Genomic DNA, 17,667 nt, shown 5'->3' on the forward strand with positions numbered 1-17,667 from the left:
CGAGTAGCACAGGAAACAAGCGGAAGCTGGGGTGCACTTTCTTTTGGTTACTTTATCTTTGGGCAAGCAAAGAAAAGGAACTCGCCTACAGGCGAAAGAGAACATCACATATTTCAAAAATACATCGCGTGGACATAGATACCCAAATACCTGATGGCGCCTTCAGCTTGTATTTCAAAACCCCAAATGCGGGCGTAAATAAGTCAACACAATCGGCAAGCCAATGGCGCTGATCACGCCATTCAACCCCATCGCCATGCTGGCAAACACCCCGGCCTCTTCATTGACGCTAAAAGCACGTGTAATGCCCAGACCATGCGCGCCCACCCCAATCGCCGTGCCGCGTATCCACCACTGCTGAACTTTAACGGTATTGAGAATGTACGGCGCCAGAATCGCCCCCAGCATGCCGGTGATGACGGTAAACACTGCGGTGAGTGTCGGCTACACATTCAGGCGCTCGGCGATCCCCATGGCGATGGGGGCGGTGACCGACTTGGCATACATGCTACCGACAATATTGTCTGTTGCGCCCATCCATTTGGCGATCGCGACTGCGCTGACAATAGACACTGTGCTGCCGACCGTGAGCGCTGCCCAGATATGGAAAATCTTGCCCTGCATGCGCTTGAAGCCGTTATAAATGGGCACTGCCAGTGCCACCGTGGCTGTGCCCAGCAAAAAGTGCACAAACTGTGCCCCTTCAAAATATTTTTCATAGGGCATCTCCAGCAATTGTATGGTCAGGCAGGTGAGCAGCACCGAAATCGCCACCGGGTTGACCAGCGGGTTGCGTTTGGCACGCACATACAGCAGGTAGCCCAATTGGTAGCTGGCCAGCGTAATAATCAGCGCAAACAGCGGGTCGCCAGAGAGATAAACCCATATTTCAGAAATCGGTAAGCGATTATTCATGGCGGTGCCCTTTCTGGCGTTTGAGCGAGATATACCAGAAAACCTTGAGCACAATCGCGGTCACGGCGATGGTTAGAATCACGCTCACCAGCAGGGCGGTGCCTACTGCCAGTGCATGCGTTTGCAGTTCAGGTAAAAACAGCAGCACGCCGACCGAGGCGGGCACAAACAACAGCCCTAGGTGCTGGCGGAAACTGTCAGCCACCAGGCCGAGGTCGGCATTCACTTGCCCGCGGGCACATAAAAATACCAGCAAGAGCAGCAGGCCTAACACCGGGCCGGGGATGCCTGGTAAAAAGAATTTGCTGAGCAGCTCGCCCAGCCCTTGCCATAAAAACAGTTGTACCAAGCCTGAAATCATGTGTTGATCCGTTTTTTTGCGTGATTCACGCGGGGTTAATTACACAATCGCGCAGCGCGCTGTATTGCAGTGAATGACCGACATGGTAAAGACATTTTTTTAATTCGGCTATCCGGTTTAGGGATGGGCGGGAGGGATGCCCGGTTGCCTGAGATTGATGGGGCGCCCTATAGCAAAGGCTCGCCCCAGCCTTGTGATAAAATATCGCTTTTGTTTTCAAGTTGATACTCATGACGCAACTGCCGGTTTCCGCGACTGAACAATGGCTCCGTGAGGCGCTCTCCCAACGCATCCTGATTCTGGATGGTGCGATGGGGACCATGATCCAGCAATACAAGCTGACCGAGGCGGATTACCGTGGCGAACGCTTCAAGGATTTTCAAGGGCCTGCTGGCGAGCGTGAACTGTTTGTCAAAGGCAATAACGAGTTGCTGACCTTGACCCAGCCACACGTGATTCAGGAAATCCATGAGAAGTACCTGGCGGCCGGGGCGGATATCATTGAAACCAATACCTTTGGGGCTACCAGCGTCGCGCAAGACGATTACCACATGGCGCACCTGGTGTATGAAATGAACGTTGAGGCCGCCAAGCTGGCCAAGGCCGCCTGCGTCAAATACAGCACCCCTGACAAACCGCGGTTCGTGGCGGGCGCCTTGGGGCCGACGCCAAAAACTGCTTCGATTTCACCGGATGTGAACGACCCGGCTGCGCGTAATGTCAATTTTGACCAGCTGGTGGCTTCTTACCTGGAGCAAATCCGCGGTCTAGTCGACGGCGGAGCAGATATTCTGATGGTGGAAACCATTTTTGATACGCTCAACTGTAAAGCCGCGCTGTTTGCCATCGACAGTTTCTTTGAAGAACAGGGTAAGACCTGGCCGATCATGATCTCGGGCACGGTGACCGATGCGTCTGGCCGTATTCTCTCAGGCCAGACCGTGACCGCCTTCTGGCATTCGGTGCGCCACGCTAAACCGCTGACCGTTGGCCTCAACTGTGCGCTGGGTGCCACACTGATGCGTCCGTATGCGGAAGAGCTGAGCAAAGTGGCGGATACCTTTGTCTGTATTTACCCAAATGCAGGTTTGCCCAACCCGATGTCTGATACCGGCTTTGATGAGACGCCCGACATCACCGCCAGCCTGGTGAAAGAGTTTGCACAAAGCGGCTTTATCAATATTGCCGGGGGCTGCTGCGGTACCACACCACCGCATATCAACGCCATTTACAACGCGATTAAAGACCTGCCGCCGCGCCAGGTGCCAACTTTACCGGTGACGACCAAGCTCTCTGGCCTGGAACCGTTTGTGATTGATGAGCAATCGCTGTTTGTGAACGTCGGTGAGCGTACCAATGTGACGGGTTCCAAAGCGTTTGCGCGCATGATCATCAACGAGCAATACGAAGAAGCGCTCAGCGTGGCGCGCCAGCAGGTGGAAAACGGCGCCCAGGTCATCGACATCAACATGGACGAAGGCATGCTGGATGCGGTCAAGGCCATGACGCATTTCCTCAACCTGGTCGCTTCCGAGCCAGATATTGCCCGCGTGCCCATCATGATCGACTCCTCAAAATGGAGTGTGATTGAAGCCGGCCTGAAGTGCGTGCAAGGCAAGGCCATCGTCAACTCGATTTCGATGAAAGAAGGTGAAGCTGAATTTTTACGCCAGGCCAAATTGTGCCGCCGCTACGGCGCTTCGGTCATCGTCATGGCGTTTGACGAAAAGGGCCAGGCCGATACCTTTGAACGCAAAATAGAAATCTGTAAGCGCGCTTACGATTTGTTAGTCAGCACCGGCTTTCCGCCAGAAGATATTATTTTCGACCCGAACATCTTCGCCATTGCCACCGGCATTGAAGAACACAACAACTACGCCGTAGACTTTATCGAAGCCACACGCTGGATCAAGCAGAACCTGCCGTATGCGCGTATTTCCGGCGGCGTGTCCAACGTCAGCTTCAGCTTCCGCGGCAATGAGCCTGCACGTGAAGCCATTCATACCGTGTTCCTGTATCACGCGATTAAAGCGGGCATGACCATGGGTATCGTCAACGCCGGCATGGTCGGCGTCTATGATGACATTGACCCCGAGTTGCGCGAGCGTGTGGAAGACGTGGTGCTCAACCGCGTGGTAGACCCGGCTAATCCATTAGCGGCCACCGAGCGCATGATTGAGATTGCAGGCACGCTGGTCGCCGGGGGCAAAAAGGCCGAAGCCACCCTGGCCTGGCGCGGTACGCCCGAGAGCCCAGTGCCCGCCACCAAGCGCCTGGAGTATGCGCTGGTGCATGGCATCACTGACTTTATCGTTGCCGACACTGAAGAAGTCCGTCAGGACATCATGAGCAAGGGCGGCCGCCCGATTCATGTGATTGAAGGCCCATTGATGGATGGCATGAACGTGGTGGGTGACCTGTTCGGCCAAGGCAAGATGTTCCTGCCGCAGGTGGTGAAATCCGCGCGTGTGATGAAATCCGCCGTGGCACACCTGATTCCGTTTATCGAGGAAGAAAAAGCCGCCGAAGAACGCCGCACCGGCATGGTTGCAAAGCCCAAGGGCAAAGTGGTGATTGCCACGGTGAAAGGCGATGTGCACGACATCGGCAAGAATATTGTTTCCGTGGTGTTGCAGTGCAATAACTTCGAAGTCGTGAACATGGGTGTAATGGTGCCTGCGGCTGAAATTCTGGAAATGGCCAAGCGTGAGAACGCCGACATTATTGGGTTGTCTGGCCTGATCACGCCGTCACTGGAAGAAATGGCCTACATCGCCAAAGAAATGCAACGCGACCCGCATTTTGTTGAAAATCAGACGCCTTTGCTAATTGGTGGTGCCACTACTTCCCGTGCGCATACCGCGGTGAAGATTGCGCCTAACTACGAAGGCCCGGTCATCTACGTGCCGGATGCATCACGTTCCGTCAGCGTCATGCAAAACCTGCTGACGCCAGAAACACGCGGCGCTTATCTGGCCGAGATCCAGGCCGATTACGAAAAAGCCCGTCAACAGCACGCCAATAAAAAAGGCGTGCCCATGCTGAGCCTGGCCGATGCACGTGCCAACGGCGCCAAACTGGAATTTACTGGCAGCAATGCACCGGTAAAACCCAAATTCATTGGCCGCCGCGTGTTCAAAAACATCGACCTCGCTCTTATCGCGCAATATATCGACTGGGGCCCCTTCTTCCAGACCTGGGACCTGGCCGGTTTTTATCCCGCGATTTTAAAAGATGAAGTCGTCGGCGAAGCCGCCACCAAAGTGTTTGCTGAAGCGCAAGTGATGCTCAAGCGCATTATTGATGGTCGCTGGTTATCTGCCAATGGCGTGATTGCCCTGTTGCCAGCCAATCAGGTAAATACGGACGATATCGAGATTTATACTGACGATACCCGCAGCCAGGTGGCACTCACCTGGTACGGCATGCGTCAGCAAACTCAAAAACCGGTGATCGATGGCGTTGCCAGACCTAATCAGTGCATCGCCGACTTTATCGCGCCTAAAGGCACGGATGACTACATCGGCCTGTTTGCAGTCACGGCGGGTTTGGGTATGGAAAAACGCTTGGCAGACTACGAAAAAAATCATGATGATTACAACGCCATCATGTTCAAGTCACTGGCCGACCGCCTGGCCGAAGCCTTTGCCGAATACATGCATGAGCGCGTGCGTAAAGACTTGTGGGGCTATGCCGCGGATGAAGACTTGAGCAATGAAGCGTTGATCAAGGAGCAATACAAAGGCATCCGCCCGGCACCAGGGTATCCTGCTTGCCCGGACCACACGGTCAAAGCAGAGATGTTCAAGGTACTGCAAGCGACTGAGATCGACATGCAACTCACCGATAGCTATGCCATGATCCCGGCAGCGGCTGTGAGTGGTTTCTACTTGGCGCATCCTGAATCCAGGTATTTTAGTGTGGATAAAATTGGCAATGACCAGCTGGAAGACATGGCGAAGAGACGGAACGTGGATAAGGGTTGGTTGGAAAGGTGGTTAGCGCCGAATCTAGGCTAGCTGATGTGTGATTGAAAAGGTGTACTGAAAAGTACGCCTTTTTTGTTGCTTGCTATGGTCGCAAATCGGTAGGGTGGGCATATATGCCCACGCGGAGGATTGGTGTTTATTTGTTAGGTTTTATTTCGCCTCTAGGCGAGTTACTTTCTGTTGCTTGCCCCACAGAAAGTAACCAAAGAGGAGGGCACCCAGCCATCAAGGCCTAAAGGCTCCCTTGATTTCATTACTCGTCAGTCGCGGTTGCAGAACTCAACCTAGCAGCTTACACAAAGCGTAAGCTGCTGCGGGATTCAAACAAGCTGCAACCTTATTCCGCCTGCCGAGCAATGAAATCAAGCGTGATGGGATGGGATTTATCTCGCCAAACGAGCATTGCAGAACTTTGGAATAGTTAAAAATTCAAATTCTATTCTTAAGGGCTCAAACGGGTGCATTCGTTCTGTGTTCGGGGTCCCCATCTGCCGCGCCGAGTAGCGCAGGAGGTAGGGTGGGCATGCATGCCCACGCGGGTGCTGGGTGATAGTTTGTTACGTACTCTTTCGCCTGTAGGCGAGTTACTTTCTGTTGCTTGCCCCACAGAAAGTAACCAAAGAAGAGGGCGCCCAGCCATCACGGCCTCGCGGCTCCCTTGCGTTGCTCAACAAAGTAAGCGGTCACGAAACTCGTCCTAGCAGCTTGCATACCCCGCAAGCTGCCGCGGAACTCAAACAGTCGCTCCCTTCTTTCTTACTTTGTTTCCGCTACTCAGCGTGATGGAATGGGATGGTTCTCGCCAAACTCAAATTGCGGAATTTTGGACGGTTCAAAAATCAAAGTCCTTTGCTTAATCCTCAAATCGATGGCGCACAGTAGGTGTTCGGGGTCCCCATCTGCCGCGCCGAGTAGCGCAGGCAAAATAAGATGAAGCGAGCGGCTGTTCGAATCCCGCGGCGGCCTGCGTCTTGTGCAGGCCGCTAGGATGAGTTCTGCGAGCGCTTATTTTGACGAGCAACGCAGGAAACAAGCGGAAGCTGGGGTGTCTTGTTCTTTGCCTTCTTTCTTATGGACAAGCATAAGAAAGAATGGTCGCCTACAGGCGAAATAAATCGCCACAATAATCAAGAAATATCGAAGGGACTAAGCATCTCACTAAAGAGTTACTTTTTTAGCAGTACGCTAATTGCTGCCATCAACCTTTCTGTTGTCCCGCTATGCTGCAAGGTAAACCCCTTCGCTGCCTGTGACATCGTCGCTAATTTCACTTGATCAGCTGCCAGTGCTGCAATCATGCCATGCAACTCACTTACTTCGCTTAACTGCACCGCCGCATCTGCAAGCACAGCAGCTTGCGCTACTTGCGCAAAATTAAACATATGTGGCCCCAATATCGTTGGCACGCCCATGGCTGCCGCTTCAATCAGGTTTTGCCCACCTAGCGGTTGCAGGCTGCCGCCCATCACAGCAAAGTCGCTGGCGGCATAATAGGTATACATTTCGCCCATGCTGTTACCCAGCACCACTTGCACATCCGCATTTAATGGGTGGGTCAGCTCGGTACGCAACACATAACGCAAACCGCGCGATTTCAATAGCGACTCCACCTCGGCAAAGCGTTGCGGGTGGCGTGGCACTAAAAGCAGCAATACGTTGCTGTCTTTAACTGCATCCAGAATCAGTGACTCTTCGCCTTCACGCGTACTAGCTGCCATAAATACCGTGCGATTTTCACCTAAGAGTTTGCGTAGTTGACTGCCTTTTTCAGCACTGTCCGCTGGTGGGTGAACGTCGAATTTAAGGTTGCCGCAAATGATGGGGTGTTGCGCGCCCAAGGCTTGCAAGCGCTCGGCATCGGCGGCGGTTTGGGCGGCGACCAGGGCGAGTTGGTGCAAGCCTTGGCGGGTGAGGCTGCCGAGTTTGGCATAGCCGCGTGCGGATTTTTCTGAGAGGCGGGCGCTGAGCAGCGCCATGGGCACGGCTTTGCGGCTGGCCTGGTCAATTAGGTGGAACCATAGCTCGGTTTCCATCAACAAACCTAATACCGGGTTAAAGTGCGCCAAAAAACGTTTGGCCGCACCGGGTGTATCTACGGGCAAATACGCCTGCAATACGCGGCTACTGGCAATCTCTGGCTTAAATAACTGGCTGCTGGTCTCGCGGCCCGTGGGTGTGCCATGCGTGATGAGGAGCTGGTGTTGCGGATAGCGCGTCAGCAAGGCGTGAATCAGCGGTTGAGTGGCACGTGTTTCGCCCACCGAGACGCAATGTACCCAGATCAGTGGCGCGCGCACCGCTTGTCGGTAAAAACCATAGCGCTCAGCCACATGCTGACGGTATTCCGGCTGCTTGAGGCTACGCCAGAATAGCTTGAGTGGCAGCAGGGCGGCGACCACGGTCATGAGCAGGGTATACACAAATCTAGGCATGGCGGTATTTTCGCATATTTGCCCAGCGCTGACCTGTTGCGTATTGCAGACACCGCCAACAGCAGGTGAGTGATGACTCACCTATGCCGTAGCGCCTGTTTCTATCACGCTTAAAAAAATGCAAGATGCCAAGCGAAAAAAAAGCATTAAAAAAAGCGCAAAAAATCGGTTGACGGCAACAAGCTATAGGCATAAATTATTGCCAGCAACACAAGATATTGTGTTTAGTCGGTGCTTGTACACACATCGCTGTGCAGGCAATACAAGCAGCATAATTACACGATAACGCTTGTTTTTCACCGGCCCCGATTCAAAGCGCATCCCGTCTCGGCATGACCTCTGCTGTGGCGGTTGCTTTTGTAAAAAAGCCTAGATTTAAAGCATAGCCTTAAAACCTAGTCTTAAAACATAGATTTAACCAAGTTTCAAAACCAATAAGAATCACCAAGGTGTGGGAGAACTCGATGCTGAAAGCCGTTGAACAAAAGAAAGTCCAGTCAGAAGGAGTTGCTGTGGAGATTCCCGTGCAGCCTGTCTCGCTCGACATTTGGGATAAGAAATACCGTCTCAAAACCAAATCGGGTGAACATGTCGATAAAGACATGGACGACTCTTATAGCCGAGTCGCCCGTGCGCTGGCGGACGTCGAAACCACCGAAGAAAAAAAGCACGAATGGCACGAAAAATTTCTGTGGGCCTTGCGTCGTGGCGCGATTCCGGCAGGCCGCATTACCTCTAATGCGGGCGCGTTAGAGCACAAACCCGCTACCTCTACCATCAACTGCACCGTGTCTGGCGTCATTGCAGACAGCATGGACGATATTTTAGGCAAAGTGCACGAAGCAGGCCTGACGCTCAAAGCCGGTTGTGGCATTGGTTACGAGTTCTCCACCCTGCGTCCAAAAGGCGCGTTTGTCGCCGGTGCTGGCGCGTACACTTCCGGCCCACTCTCTTTTATGGATATCTACGACAAAATGTGTTTCACCGTGTCATCTGCCGGTGGCCGTCGCGGCGCACAAATGGCGACCTTTGATATTTCGCATCCAGACGTGACTGACTTTATCAAAGCCAAGCGCGAAAACGGCCGTTTGCGCCAGTTCAACCTCAGCTGTCTGATCACCAAAGAATTTATGGAAGCGGTGAAAGCCGATGCCGAATGGCGTTTGGCCTTCCCTGTGACTGAAAAAGAAGCCATTATTGATGGCCTCAATGTCAACGACGAGTCACAAGTGGTGTGGCGTGACTGGCCCATCAAAGGTAAATATCTGACCAAAACCGAAGGCCCAGAAGCCGGTAAAGTGGCTTGCCGCATTTACAAAACTATCAAGGCGCGCCGTCTGTGGGATGTCATCATGTCCTCCACCTACGACTTTGCCGAGCCAGGCTTTATCCTGATCGACCGCGTTAACGAAATGAACAACAACTGGTTCTGCGAAAACATCCGCGCCACCAATCCATGTGGCGAGCAGCCATTGCCACCTTACGGCGCCTGCCTGCTGGGCTCAGTGAACCTGACCAAGTTTGTACGCGAGCCCTTCACCGACAACGCGCATTTTGACTGGGACGAATACCGCAATGTGGTGGCCGTGTTTACCCGCATGCTGGATAACGTGGTCGAAATCAACGGTTTGCCATTAGAGCAGCAACGCCAGGAAATCGCCCGCAAACGTCGCCACGGCATGGGCTACCTGGGCCTGGGCTCAACACTCACCATGCTCAAAATGAAATACGGTGAAGAAGACTCTGTGAAGTTCACTGAAGAAGTGACCCGCATCATGGCCGAAGTGGGCTGGGAAGTCGGCGTGCAACTGGCTGAAGAAAAAGGCCCTGCACCGATCATGGATGAGAAGTTTGAAGTCACTGCCGATATGTTGCGCGTGCGCCCAGAAATGGCGGCTGACGGTATCAAGGTTGGCCAGAAACTGGCGGGTAAAGTATTGCTGGGCAAATACAGCCGCTACATGCAGCAGTTCCCGGAAGGCCTGCGTAACCAGATCGCGACTAAAGGTGTACGTTTCACGCACCACAGCTCTATCGCACCAACGGGTACGATTTCACTGAGCCTGGCCAACAACGCCAGCAACGGTATTGAGCCTAGCTTTGCCCACCACTATGCGCGTAACGTGATCCGTGAAGGCAAAAAGTCTAAAGAGAAAGTGGACGTGTTCAGCTACGAGCTGCTTGCCTACCGCGAACTGGTGAACCCGAACGCCATGCCGTTTAGCGACAAGCCAGAAGAGCAATTGCCGGATTACTTCCTGGATTCATCCACCATCATGGCCAAGGCCCACGTGGATATTCAGGCAGCGGCACAAAAATGGATTGATAGCTCCATCTCCAAAACCATCAACGTGCCTACCGATTACGACTTTGAGGATTTCAAAGACATCTACCTCTACGCGTATGACAAAGGCCTCAAAGGGTGCACGACTTTCCGTTTCAACCCTGAAGCGTTCCAGGGCGTATTGGTGACCGAGAAAGATTTAGAGAGCACCACGTACAAGTTCACGCTGGAAGATGGCACCGAGATCGAAGCCAAAGGCAACGAAGAGATTGAGTACGATGGAGAAATCCACACTGCCGCCAACCTGTTTGACGCGTTTAAAGAAGGATATTACGGCAAATTCTAAATTTAGCCATTTCAAACGACTGCGTTCGTTAATACGTTGTTGCGTTTGAATTTTTAATCCTCATGTACTACTTGTACACTCCGGTTAAAAATCCAAACGCGCCTAGTCTTAACTTCACTCGCTTCGTTTGACTCTGTCTAAATTGCACTATTTTTAATGATTGAATTTATAAAGAACTGATTACTCCAATAGGGAGAACAACATGGCAATCAAGATCGACAAAAAAATCACCGCCTACAAACTGGTGACCGATGAAGACAAAAAAGCAGCCGAGGCCGCAGCAGCGCCTGTCACGAATGTTATCCAAATGGGCGAACCATTAAGCCGCCCAGATATGCTTGTGGGTAACACCTACAAGATCAAAACGCCGGTGACCGAGCACGCGCTCTACATCACCATCAACGACGTCATCATGTACGAAGGCACGCCACAAGAGCACCGCCGCCCGTTTGAGATCTTCATCAACTCCAAAAACATGGAGCACTTCCAGTGGATAGTCGCGCTCACCCGCGTCATGTCCGCAGTGTTCCGCAAAGGTGGCGATGTCACCTTTTTGGTTGAAGAGCTCAAAAGCGTGTTTGAGCCTAGCGGCGGCTACTTCAAAAAAGGCGGCAAATTTGTGCCCAGCCTGGTGGCCGAGATTGGTGAAGTGGTAGAAAAACACCTGCAAGAAATCGGCATGCTGAAAAAGCCAGGCTTAGACGAACACCAGCAAAAACTGGTTGAAGAGAAAAAAGCCGAATACCTGGAAAAAAACGCCAAGTCAGGTGAAGAATCAAACGACGAAGGTTTCCCAAAAGGTGCACAGCTTTGCAAAAAGTGTAATACCAAAGCAAGTATTCTGATGGATGGCTGCATGACTTGCTTGAATTGTGGGGATAGTAAGTGCGGTTAAATTAGAAAAGGGGCTTCGGCCTCTTTTTCACCATTGATGCAGGGCCATTCTGAAAGTTTTTGATGGCCTTTCACAAACTCTGGAAGCCATAAAAGATCAGGATTAGCTTTCCGAAGACCACACTCCCAAATGATTAAAATTCTCCATCCTGCAGAAGATAGAGCGGCTATATGTTTTTTATCCCGATCAATATTTTGTTTAAATTTCTCTTCCCACTTTTGTTGGTTTTGATTTGGTTGAGAAACAAGGCGGCAACCGGTATGTCTGTGCCAAAAACAACCATGTACAAAAATTGCCAAATTGTACTTTGGTAAAACTATATCTGGCCTGCCTGGAAGTTTTTTGTCGTGCAACCTATATCTAAAGCCGTTCGCATGTAAAAACTTTCTCACAATAATTTCCGGTTTGGTATTTTTGCTTCTTATGCCAGACATCATGCGAGAGCGTGTTTGGGTATCGACTATATCTATCATTCTTGGTAACTTGGCGAATTAAGACATCTAATTAAAATAACTATAGCAGTTCATGCATCAATCTAATTACATTCCAATTGTTGATCTTTTTGCTGGCCCGGGAGGCTTGGGGGAAGGATTCTCGTCTGTTAACGATGGGAAGGCTTTTAAAATTCTTGTTTCGGCAGAAATGGATGGCGCAGCTCACAGTACGCTTAAATTGCGGGCGTTTTATCGCAATCTCAAGTTAAAAGGCGTGGATGCCCTTAGCAGCTACTACAACTTTTGTAATGGTATAACGCTAAAACCTTACGATGACAACACGTTATCTGCATGGGAACATGCATGCATTGAGGCTCAGCAACTAACTCTTGGCATTGAAGCAGACAATAAAAAGCTTTACAGCATCATTGATAAAGCTGGTTTGAGTAAAGCGAAGCCTTGGCTTTTGATAGGTGGTCCACCATGCCAAGCTTATTCGCTTGTTGGTCGAGCACGTAATCGAGGTAAAGAAGGATATAAGGCCGAAGAAGATGATAGGCATTATCTTTATCGCGAGTATCTCAAAGTTATTCAGAAATACAAGCCAGCAGTATTTGTTATGGAAAATGTTAAAGGTATTCTCTCTTCAAAAATTGAAGGGAAAATGATATTCCATTCAATTTTGCAGGACTTGAGTGATCCTGATTCCGCACTAGGGCATAAGTGTGATGTCGGTTATAAGATTTACTCTCTTACTTTACCTACGGTATTCAAACGAGGTATGGATCCTAACTCCATCAACGTGCATGATTTCATTATTCGAGCAGAGGACTATGGTATCCCGCAGGCACGCCATAGGGTTATTTTAATAGGGGTTCGAGAGGATCTGAATAATCGTCCCGGTCAGCTCAAAAAAAGTGATTCGATTTTATCGGTTAAGGATGCTATAGGTAATTTACCGGCTTTGCGGAGCCGTTTGAGTAAGCGAGAGGATAGTTCTGGAAACTGGCAAGCGGTTGTAAACAAACATATTGAAGAGCTTCATGCAGAGGCCGAGCTAAATGAAAGTTTAAGTGAGCTTGCTAAAGTCTTTAAAGAAGCTGCTAAAAAGTTATCTAAACATATTGATTATGGAGCACTTCGATTAAAAATTACGGATAACAATCATTGGGGTACATCTGACCTGCATCAATGGTACCGAGATGATAGACTCACTCATTGGTTAAATCATGAGACTAGAGGGCATATGACTAGCGATTTAAGACGCTATATTTATGCTTCATCTTTTGCTAAGGTAAATGGTATTTCACCCAAAGGGCATGAGCAATTTAATCTCAAAGGATTGAAGCCCAATCACGACAATTGGGAGACAGGAAAGTTTGCCGATCGTTTCAGGGTTCAGCTCTATGATAGGCCCTCTACGACTGTCACTAGTCATATATCTAAGGATGGGCATTATTTTATTCATCCTGATCCAGCACAATGCCGTAGTCTTACTGTGAGAGAGGCAGCTAGACTCCAGACTTTTCCTGATAATTATTTTTTTCAAGGTAATAGAACTCAACAATACCATCAAGCCGGTAATGCTGTTCCGCCGTTCTTGGCTCGGAAAATTGGAGAAATAGTCGCGAATTTTCTAGATAAAGAAAATTCAGATATCACAGAAATTTGACTTATTTACCATATCCTGATTTGATTTGAATCGTAAGAGACTCTTGAAGTCAAAAATAAAATAATGGATTCGTTATGGCAAAACTTCGCCCTCGTGCTCGAATTATAAGGACAATCGGTGATCAGCTAATAAGTGGGCCAGAGGCCGCATTGATTGAGCTTGTTAAAAATTCATATGATGCAGATTCTCCCTATATTTTAATAAAAATTACACCACCTTCCATATCTGATTCAATTATTGTGACGGATGGAGGTCATGGGATGTCTGAGGATGACATCATTAATAAATGGTTTGAACCTGCTACTGACGAAAAACTCAAGAGACGAACAAGCCCATTAGGTCGCCGGATGTTGGGTGCAAAAGGCATCGGTCGTTTTGCCGCATCCAGGCTAGGCGGATTTACGGTTTTGGAAAGCGTCTATGAACTTGAAGGTAAAGTAAAACAAATTAGTAAAGTGGAAATTGACTGGAGTTGGTTCGAGTCTTCAAAATACTTGGATGAAGTTGAATTAGATGTTTTAAGTGAAATAAGGAATGATCCTGATGCCGAGTTACATACGGGTATAAAGCTAACAATTTCGGATCTGCGAGATAATTGGACAAAAAAAAATCTTGAGACTCTAATACGAGAGTTAAAACGAGTTGCCTCCCCCATTGAAGATGAAATATCCAACTTCCGTATTCGGTTAGATATCAGTGACTTTACAGAGGATAATAGCGGCTTTGATGGTCAAAGCTTATTGGAAACATTAAACGTCAATCCAATAACCCATGAGTCTGAAGGCGATAATGACCCTTTCTTAATAAGACCTTTTGGCCTGCAAAATCATGCAGATTATTTTCTTAAGGGAAGTTTTGATGCTCAAGGCGCGTTCGTCGGTGAGTTTATAATTTCTAGAGGTGACAATGCTATACAGCACATTCAAATTCCCCCCTTGGTTTTAACCGAGGAAGAGTTTAATTGCGGACCTTTTTCTGTGTCAATTAATATTTATGATCGAGAAAAAGAGGCTGTTCAAGCACTATTTGAAAGAATGGGAATAAATTTTGGCCATATTGGAGTAATGGTTGCTAGAAGAATCTTGACTGAGAATGCAGGCATTTCTATTTTTAGACGAGGCTTTAGAATTAGGCCTTATGGTGCTCCGGATTTCGATTGGCTTGAGCTCGAAAGACAACGTGTCCAAGACCCGTCCAAGCGACTGGGCCTTACTCAAGTATCCGGGTATCTAGATATTGAAGACGAAAGAGTTTCCCATTTGTATGAAAGAAGTAGCAGGGAGGGTTTGGAGCATAATGGTGCCTTTGAGCGACTTAAACGACTTGTAGGAAATCTTTTGTTGCATGCTGAAGAGCGTCGATTCCAATTTCGAGACAAGGCCGGACTTAGTCGTAAAGTCAAAGGAGATCTTGCTAAAGTCAAAGATACAGCCACTTTGAAGAATATTACACGAGCTGCTCGTGCTCTGCCTTTAGAGTTCAGAGAAAAAATAGAGACTGCCATTAAAAGAGATGCCAGTAATCTGGCTATTGAATTATCTGAAATTGATGAATATCAGCAAATATTGCAATCACGCTCAGCTCTAGGTTTGGTGGTAGCTGAGGTTATTCATGAGGGACGAAGGTTAATAAACCCTGTTATGTCATCAGCTAAAGCCTTGATGGATGGTGTTGGTTATGCTTCTGAGGATAGCAACAGAGGGCGAATATACTTAAAGCAATTACCAGACAACGCTGGAACTGTGTATCAAGGTGTAAAAGGGTTGGGTCAGTTGCTAAGGAAGTTGGATCCCCTTTCTGGTCGTAAGCGGGGAAGGCCTTCCAATTTCAATGTTAACGTAATTGTCACTCGCTGTTTAGATCTGTTTAAAGACGCTATTGCTGAAAATAATATCCGGGTTTCCGTCGAAGTTAATAAAAGTCTTACCTCACATGGTTATGAGTCTGATTTCCAAGCCGCTTTATTAAACATTATTGATAATGCTGTTCATTGGGTGTCTACGATTGAGGGGGAGCGACGTATTTCTATTGATTGTTCTTGTACTCCCAAATTGATTACCATTGGCATTGAAAACAATGGGCCCGTAGTTGATGAGTCATATTTTTCGAGGTTATTTGACGTTGGGTTTACTCTCAAATCTGATGGAACAGGTTTAGGATTGGCCATTTCAAAAGAGGCTTTGCGAAGAAGTAAAGGTGATTTATTTTTCGATGAAACATCTGAGTTCACTAAGTTCTTAATAAAAATACCAATGGGAGATTAGAAAAGTGAAATTTTCAATACGATTGCTAATTGTAGAGGATGATGCTGCCGCAATTAATGAGTGGGGTAAGCATTTCGAGCGGCACAATGCAGAGGATGACAAATCTTTTGAAATTATCCCAACTTTTGCTGAGTCATTTGAGCTCGCAAAAGAGGCAATAGTTGCCACAAATTTTGATGCGGCAATCGTAGATTTACGCCTGAAAGTCCCTGGAGGGGGAGGGCATCACAATGCAGATGGTAACGAAGTGGTGAAACTTCTGGCTAATGCTGAAATGGCAGCGGTGGCAATTTATACAGGTCAGCCAGAAGAGGCACAGCTTCCTAATGGAACAAGCAAAATAGAGGTGATTCCTAAAGATGATGGACTTGAAACCCCAATGCAGTGGCTTAAAGGTCAAGGTGAAATGCTATTTCACATCCAGAAAGTTGGAGAAATCATTCGGTCCAAAATTGCACTAACATTTCATGGGTCGATTTGGCCAAGATGGAAAAATTGGAGCACTCATTCTAGATTTTCAGGTGCAAATTCAGATTTGTTAATTTCAGCGCTTACCCGGCATTTCGTCTCACATTTGCATGCTGATCTATTGGAGTCAACAAACGAGGTGGCTCATTCCGAAGAGTGGTATTTTGTGCCAGCAATCTCTTCGAGTGTCATATCTACCGGAGATATGATTAGAAATGAATCCGGAGCAATAGAAATTGTTGTTACACCACGCTGCGATATCGCACATAGTGATAAATCTATAACGCTTCAGTTGGCGCAGTGCGAAGATATATCAGTCGAATGGAATGAGGCTCATGCTAATCTTACAGTTGAGGATAAAAAAACAGTAGAAAAGGCAAAGAATAAAATTTCAAGCTTTATTAAGCATCGATCAAAGAACGTTATACATTTCTTACCTCCAATGTTTAACAAGGATGGAAATATTGAAGGCCCATGGTTTGTCAGATTTGATTGCATTCGGTCGGAAAAAAAATCAGAAGAGCTGTTAGCATCATTGAACAGTCAACGTTTCGCCACATTGGCACCAGAATTTTTACCGGCTTTGGTTGAACGGTTGGGCGGGTTTTTTAGTAGAATTGGTTCGCCAGACTATCCCTCTCACCATCTTGAGTGACCAATCAAATAATCGGGGTCGGAGTGTATTAACTCAGAGTAAACTAGTCTTCACAAAAGCCTAATGCGAGTACTTGCAAAATTTCCCCCGTTGCAGGACTCTGCACAAAAGCCACCACGCTAAGATCACGCTGCTTCCAAACTGGTTGAAGCTGAATTTCATGACTGGCACTTATTTTTCCCTCAGCACCCACTTTAAACGGCCCTAACCACTGGCGCACGACATAATCGTGGCGCAGTATCTCGCCACGGTTTTCACCTGCATTGACGGTGGATTGCAGGTTGTTTTCTTGTAGCGCGAGGTAATAGACCAGTGGCCCTGCCTCGGCGCTTTTGATGTTTGTGGATACTTGCAGCGACTTAGCCGTGGGGGAGCTAACTGCCAGGCGAATCTCGGCTTTGGCAGGCATGCGATTGATGCTGGCAATTTCATTCTTAAAGCGCGATTCACTTACCCAACTGCGGGTATCCTGACCATTGATGGCAATTTGTGGGGTATACACACCACGAGCATGCCCTGAGGCGGCCATTTCACGTTGCCGCCTGGCAAAGGCAGGGTTGGCAAAGTTGTCTTTCCAGCCTATGTAATCCCAATAATCCACATGCAAAGCTATGGGCACGATGTTGCCCATCTGATTGCCTTGAGCTTTTAGGCGCGTTAACCACTGGTCAGCGGTTGGGCAACTGCTACAGCCTTCTGAGGTATATAGCTCAACTAGCGCATTGGTTTGGGGGCCGCTGACGGCAGTGCATGGTGGTTGCGCGATGGCATTTGACGCGAATACGGTTGCGCATAATGCGGTGAGCAGAGGTTGTTTTTTCATAACGAGACTCCATCAATTGGCTGGAGTGGATTGGTCGTGTCACCGAGCTATCCCTTACACGTATTTGTGCCCGTGCTGTCATGGTTTGCAACTTTATTTTTCTTGCTATACACTAATGCTATATACGCT

10 protein-coding genes and 1 pseudogene are annotated in these 17,667 nt (G+C 48.6%); 6 read left to right on the forward strand and 5 right to left on the reverse strand.

The genetic code is table 11. The features are described from left to right. Positions 1 to 174: 174 nt before the first annotated feature. Together ACIDF8_RS00005 and ACIDF8_RS00010 are read right to left on the reverse strand one after the other, a co-directional pair. Positions 175 to 915 (reverse strand): annotated as a pseudogene (locus ACIDF8_RS00005) (LrgB family protein). Further along, positions 908 to 1,276: a CidA/LrgA family protein gene (locus tag ACIDF8_RS00010; RefSeq protein ID WP_412008605.1), complete on the reverse strand. Its 369-nt coding sequence runs from the start codon at positions 1,274 to 1,276 to the stop codon at positions 908 to 910. The pseudogene ACIDF8_RS00005 and the gene ACIDF8_RS00010 overlap by 8 nt, the downstream one beginning before the upstream one ends. A 230-nt stretch (positions 1,277 to 1,506) precedes the next feature. On the opposite strand from ACIDF8_RS00010, the gene metH reads away from it, so the two are divergent. Further along, the gene (gene metH, locus ACIDF8_RS00015; protein WP_412008606.1) at positions 1,507 to 5,295 is read left to right on the forward strand and encodes a methionine synthase; all 3,789 of its coding nucleotides are present in this window, start codon (positions 1,507 to 1,509) and stop codon (positions 5,293 to 5,295) included. 1,136 nt (positions 5,296 to 6,431) lie between these two features. On the opposite strand, the gene waaA is transcribed toward metH, so the two are convergent. Then, positions 6,432 to 7,697, reverse strand: a complete 1,266-nt coding sequence (gene waaA / locus ACIDF8_RS00020; RefSeq protein WP_412009621.1) for a lipid IV(A) 3-deoxy-D-manno-octulosonic acid transferase — start codon at positions 7,695 to 7,697, stop codon at positions 6,432 to 6,434. A gap of 464 nt (positions 7,698 to 8,161) precedes the next feature. Between waaA and ACIDF8_RS00025 the strand changes: the two genes are divergently transcribed. Both ACIDF8_RS00025 and ACIDF8_RS00030 read left to right on the forward strand, forming a co-directional pair. Next, entirely contained in the window at positions 8,162 to 10,327 is a 2,166-nt protein-coding gene (locus ACIDF8_RS00025; protein WP_412008607.1) for an adenosylcobalamin-dependent ribonucleoside-diphosphate reductase, read from the forward strand. A 202-nt stretch (positions 10,328 to 10,529) separates the two neighbouring features. Continuing rightward, positions 10,530 to 11,222 (forward strand): NrdJb, encoded by a 693-nt coding sequence (locus ACIDF8_RS00030; protein ID WP_412008608.1) that lies wholly within the window; start codon positions 10,530 to 10,532, stop codon positions 11,220 to 11,222. On the opposite strand, the gene ACIDF8_RS00035 is transcribed toward ACIDF8_RS00030, so the two are convergent. Next, complete coding sequence (locus tag ACIDF8_RS00035; RefSeq protein ID WP_412008609.1) at positions 11,219 to 11,695, reverse strand: very short patch repair endonuclease; 477 nt, start codon at positions 11,693 to 11,695, stop codon at positions 11,219 to 11,221. The genes ACIDF8_RS00030 and ACIDF8_RS00035 overlap by 4 nt on opposite strands. A 52-nt stretch (positions 11,696 to 11,747) precedes the next feature. Between ACIDF8_RS00035 and ACIDF8_RS00040 the strand changes: the two genes are divergently transcribed. The 3 genes from ACIDF8_RS00040 to ACIDF8_RS00050 all read left to right on the forward strand — a co-directional run bounded on the left by ACIDF8_RS00040 (position 11,748) and on the right by ACIDF8_RS00050 (position 16,715). After that, positions 11,748 to 13,328: a DNA cytosine methyltransferase gene (locus tag ACIDF8_RS00040; RefSeq protein WP_412008610.1), complete on the forward strand. Its 1,581-nt coding sequence runs from the start codon at positions 11,748 to 11,750 to the stop codon at positions 13,326 to 13,328. 74 nt (positions 13,329 to 13,402) lie between these two features. Beyond that, a complete protein-coding gene (locus tag ACIDF8_RS00045; RefSeq protein ID WP_412008611.1) occupies positions 13,403 to 15,592 on the forward strand; it encodes a sensor histidine kinase in 2,190 nt (729 codons plus the stop codon). A 4-nt stretch (positions 15,593 to 15,596) separates the two neighbouring features. Continuing rightward, positions 15,597 to 16,715 carry a hypothetical protein gene (locus ACIDF8_RS00050; protein ID WP_412008612.1) on the forward strand — a complete coding sequence of 373 codons (1,119 nt, stop codon included), beginning with the start codon at positions 15,597 to 15,599 and terminating at the stop codon, positions 16,713 to 16,715. A gap of 43 nt (positions 16,716 to 16,758) precedes the next feature. On the opposite strand, the gene ACIDF8_RS00055 is transcribed toward ACIDF8_RS00050, so the two are convergent. Next, positions 16,759 to 17,538 carry a DUF1223 domain-containing protein gene (locus ACIDF8_RS00055; RefSeq protein WP_412008613.1) on the reverse strand — a complete coding sequence of 260 codons (780 nt, stop codon included), beginning with the start codon at positions 17,536 to 17,538 and terminating at the stop codon, positions 16,759 to 16,761. Between the last annotated feature and the right edge of the window lie 129 nt (positions 17,539 to 17,667).

The organism is Methylophilus sp. 3sh_L (genome assembly GCF_046766015.1).
Taxonomy (GTDB): domain Bacteria; phylum Pseudomonadota; class Gammaproteobacteria; order Burkholderiales; family Methylophilaceae; genus Methylophilus.

Excerpts from the sequence above, each read along its gene's own strand:
- waaA (WP_412009621.1), bottom strand. The coding sequence starts at position 7,697 with ATGCCTAGATTTGTGTATACCCTGCTCATGACCGTGGTCGCCGCCCTG.
- ACIDF8_RS00025 (WP_412008607.1), top strand. The coding sequence starts at position 8,162 with ATGCTGAAAGCCGTTGAACAAAAGAAAGTCCAGTCAGAAGGAGTTGCT.
- ACIDF8_RS00045 (WP_412008611.1), top strand. The coding sequence starts at position 13,403 with ATGGCAAAACTTCGCCCTCGTGCTCGAATTATAAGGACAATCGGTGAT.
- metH (WP_412008606.1), top strand. The coding sequence starts at position 1,507 with ATGACGCAACTGCCGGTTTCCGCGACTGAACAATGGCTCCGTGAGGCG.
- ACIDF8_RS00030 (WP_412008608.1), top strand. The coding sequence starts at position 10,530 with ATGGCAATCAAGATCGACAAAAAAATCACCGCCTACAAACTGGTGACC.
- ACIDF8_RS00055 (WP_412008613.1), bottom strand. The coding sequence starts at position 17,538 with ATGAAAAAACAACCTCTGCTCACCGCATTATGCGCAACCGTATTCGCG.
- ACIDF8_RS00035 (WP_412008609.1), bottom strand. The coding sequence starts at position 11,695 with ATGATAGATATAGTCGATACCCAAACACGCTCTCGCATGATGTCTGGC.
- ACIDF8_RS00040 (WP_412008610.1), top strand. The coding sequence starts at position 11,748 with ATGCATCAATCTAATTACATTCCAATTGTTGATCTTTTTGCTGGCCCG.
- ACIDF8_RS00010 (WP_412008605.1), bottom strand. The coding sequence starts at position 1,276 with ATGATTTCAGGCTTGGTACAACTGTTTTTATGGCAAGGGCTGGGCGAG.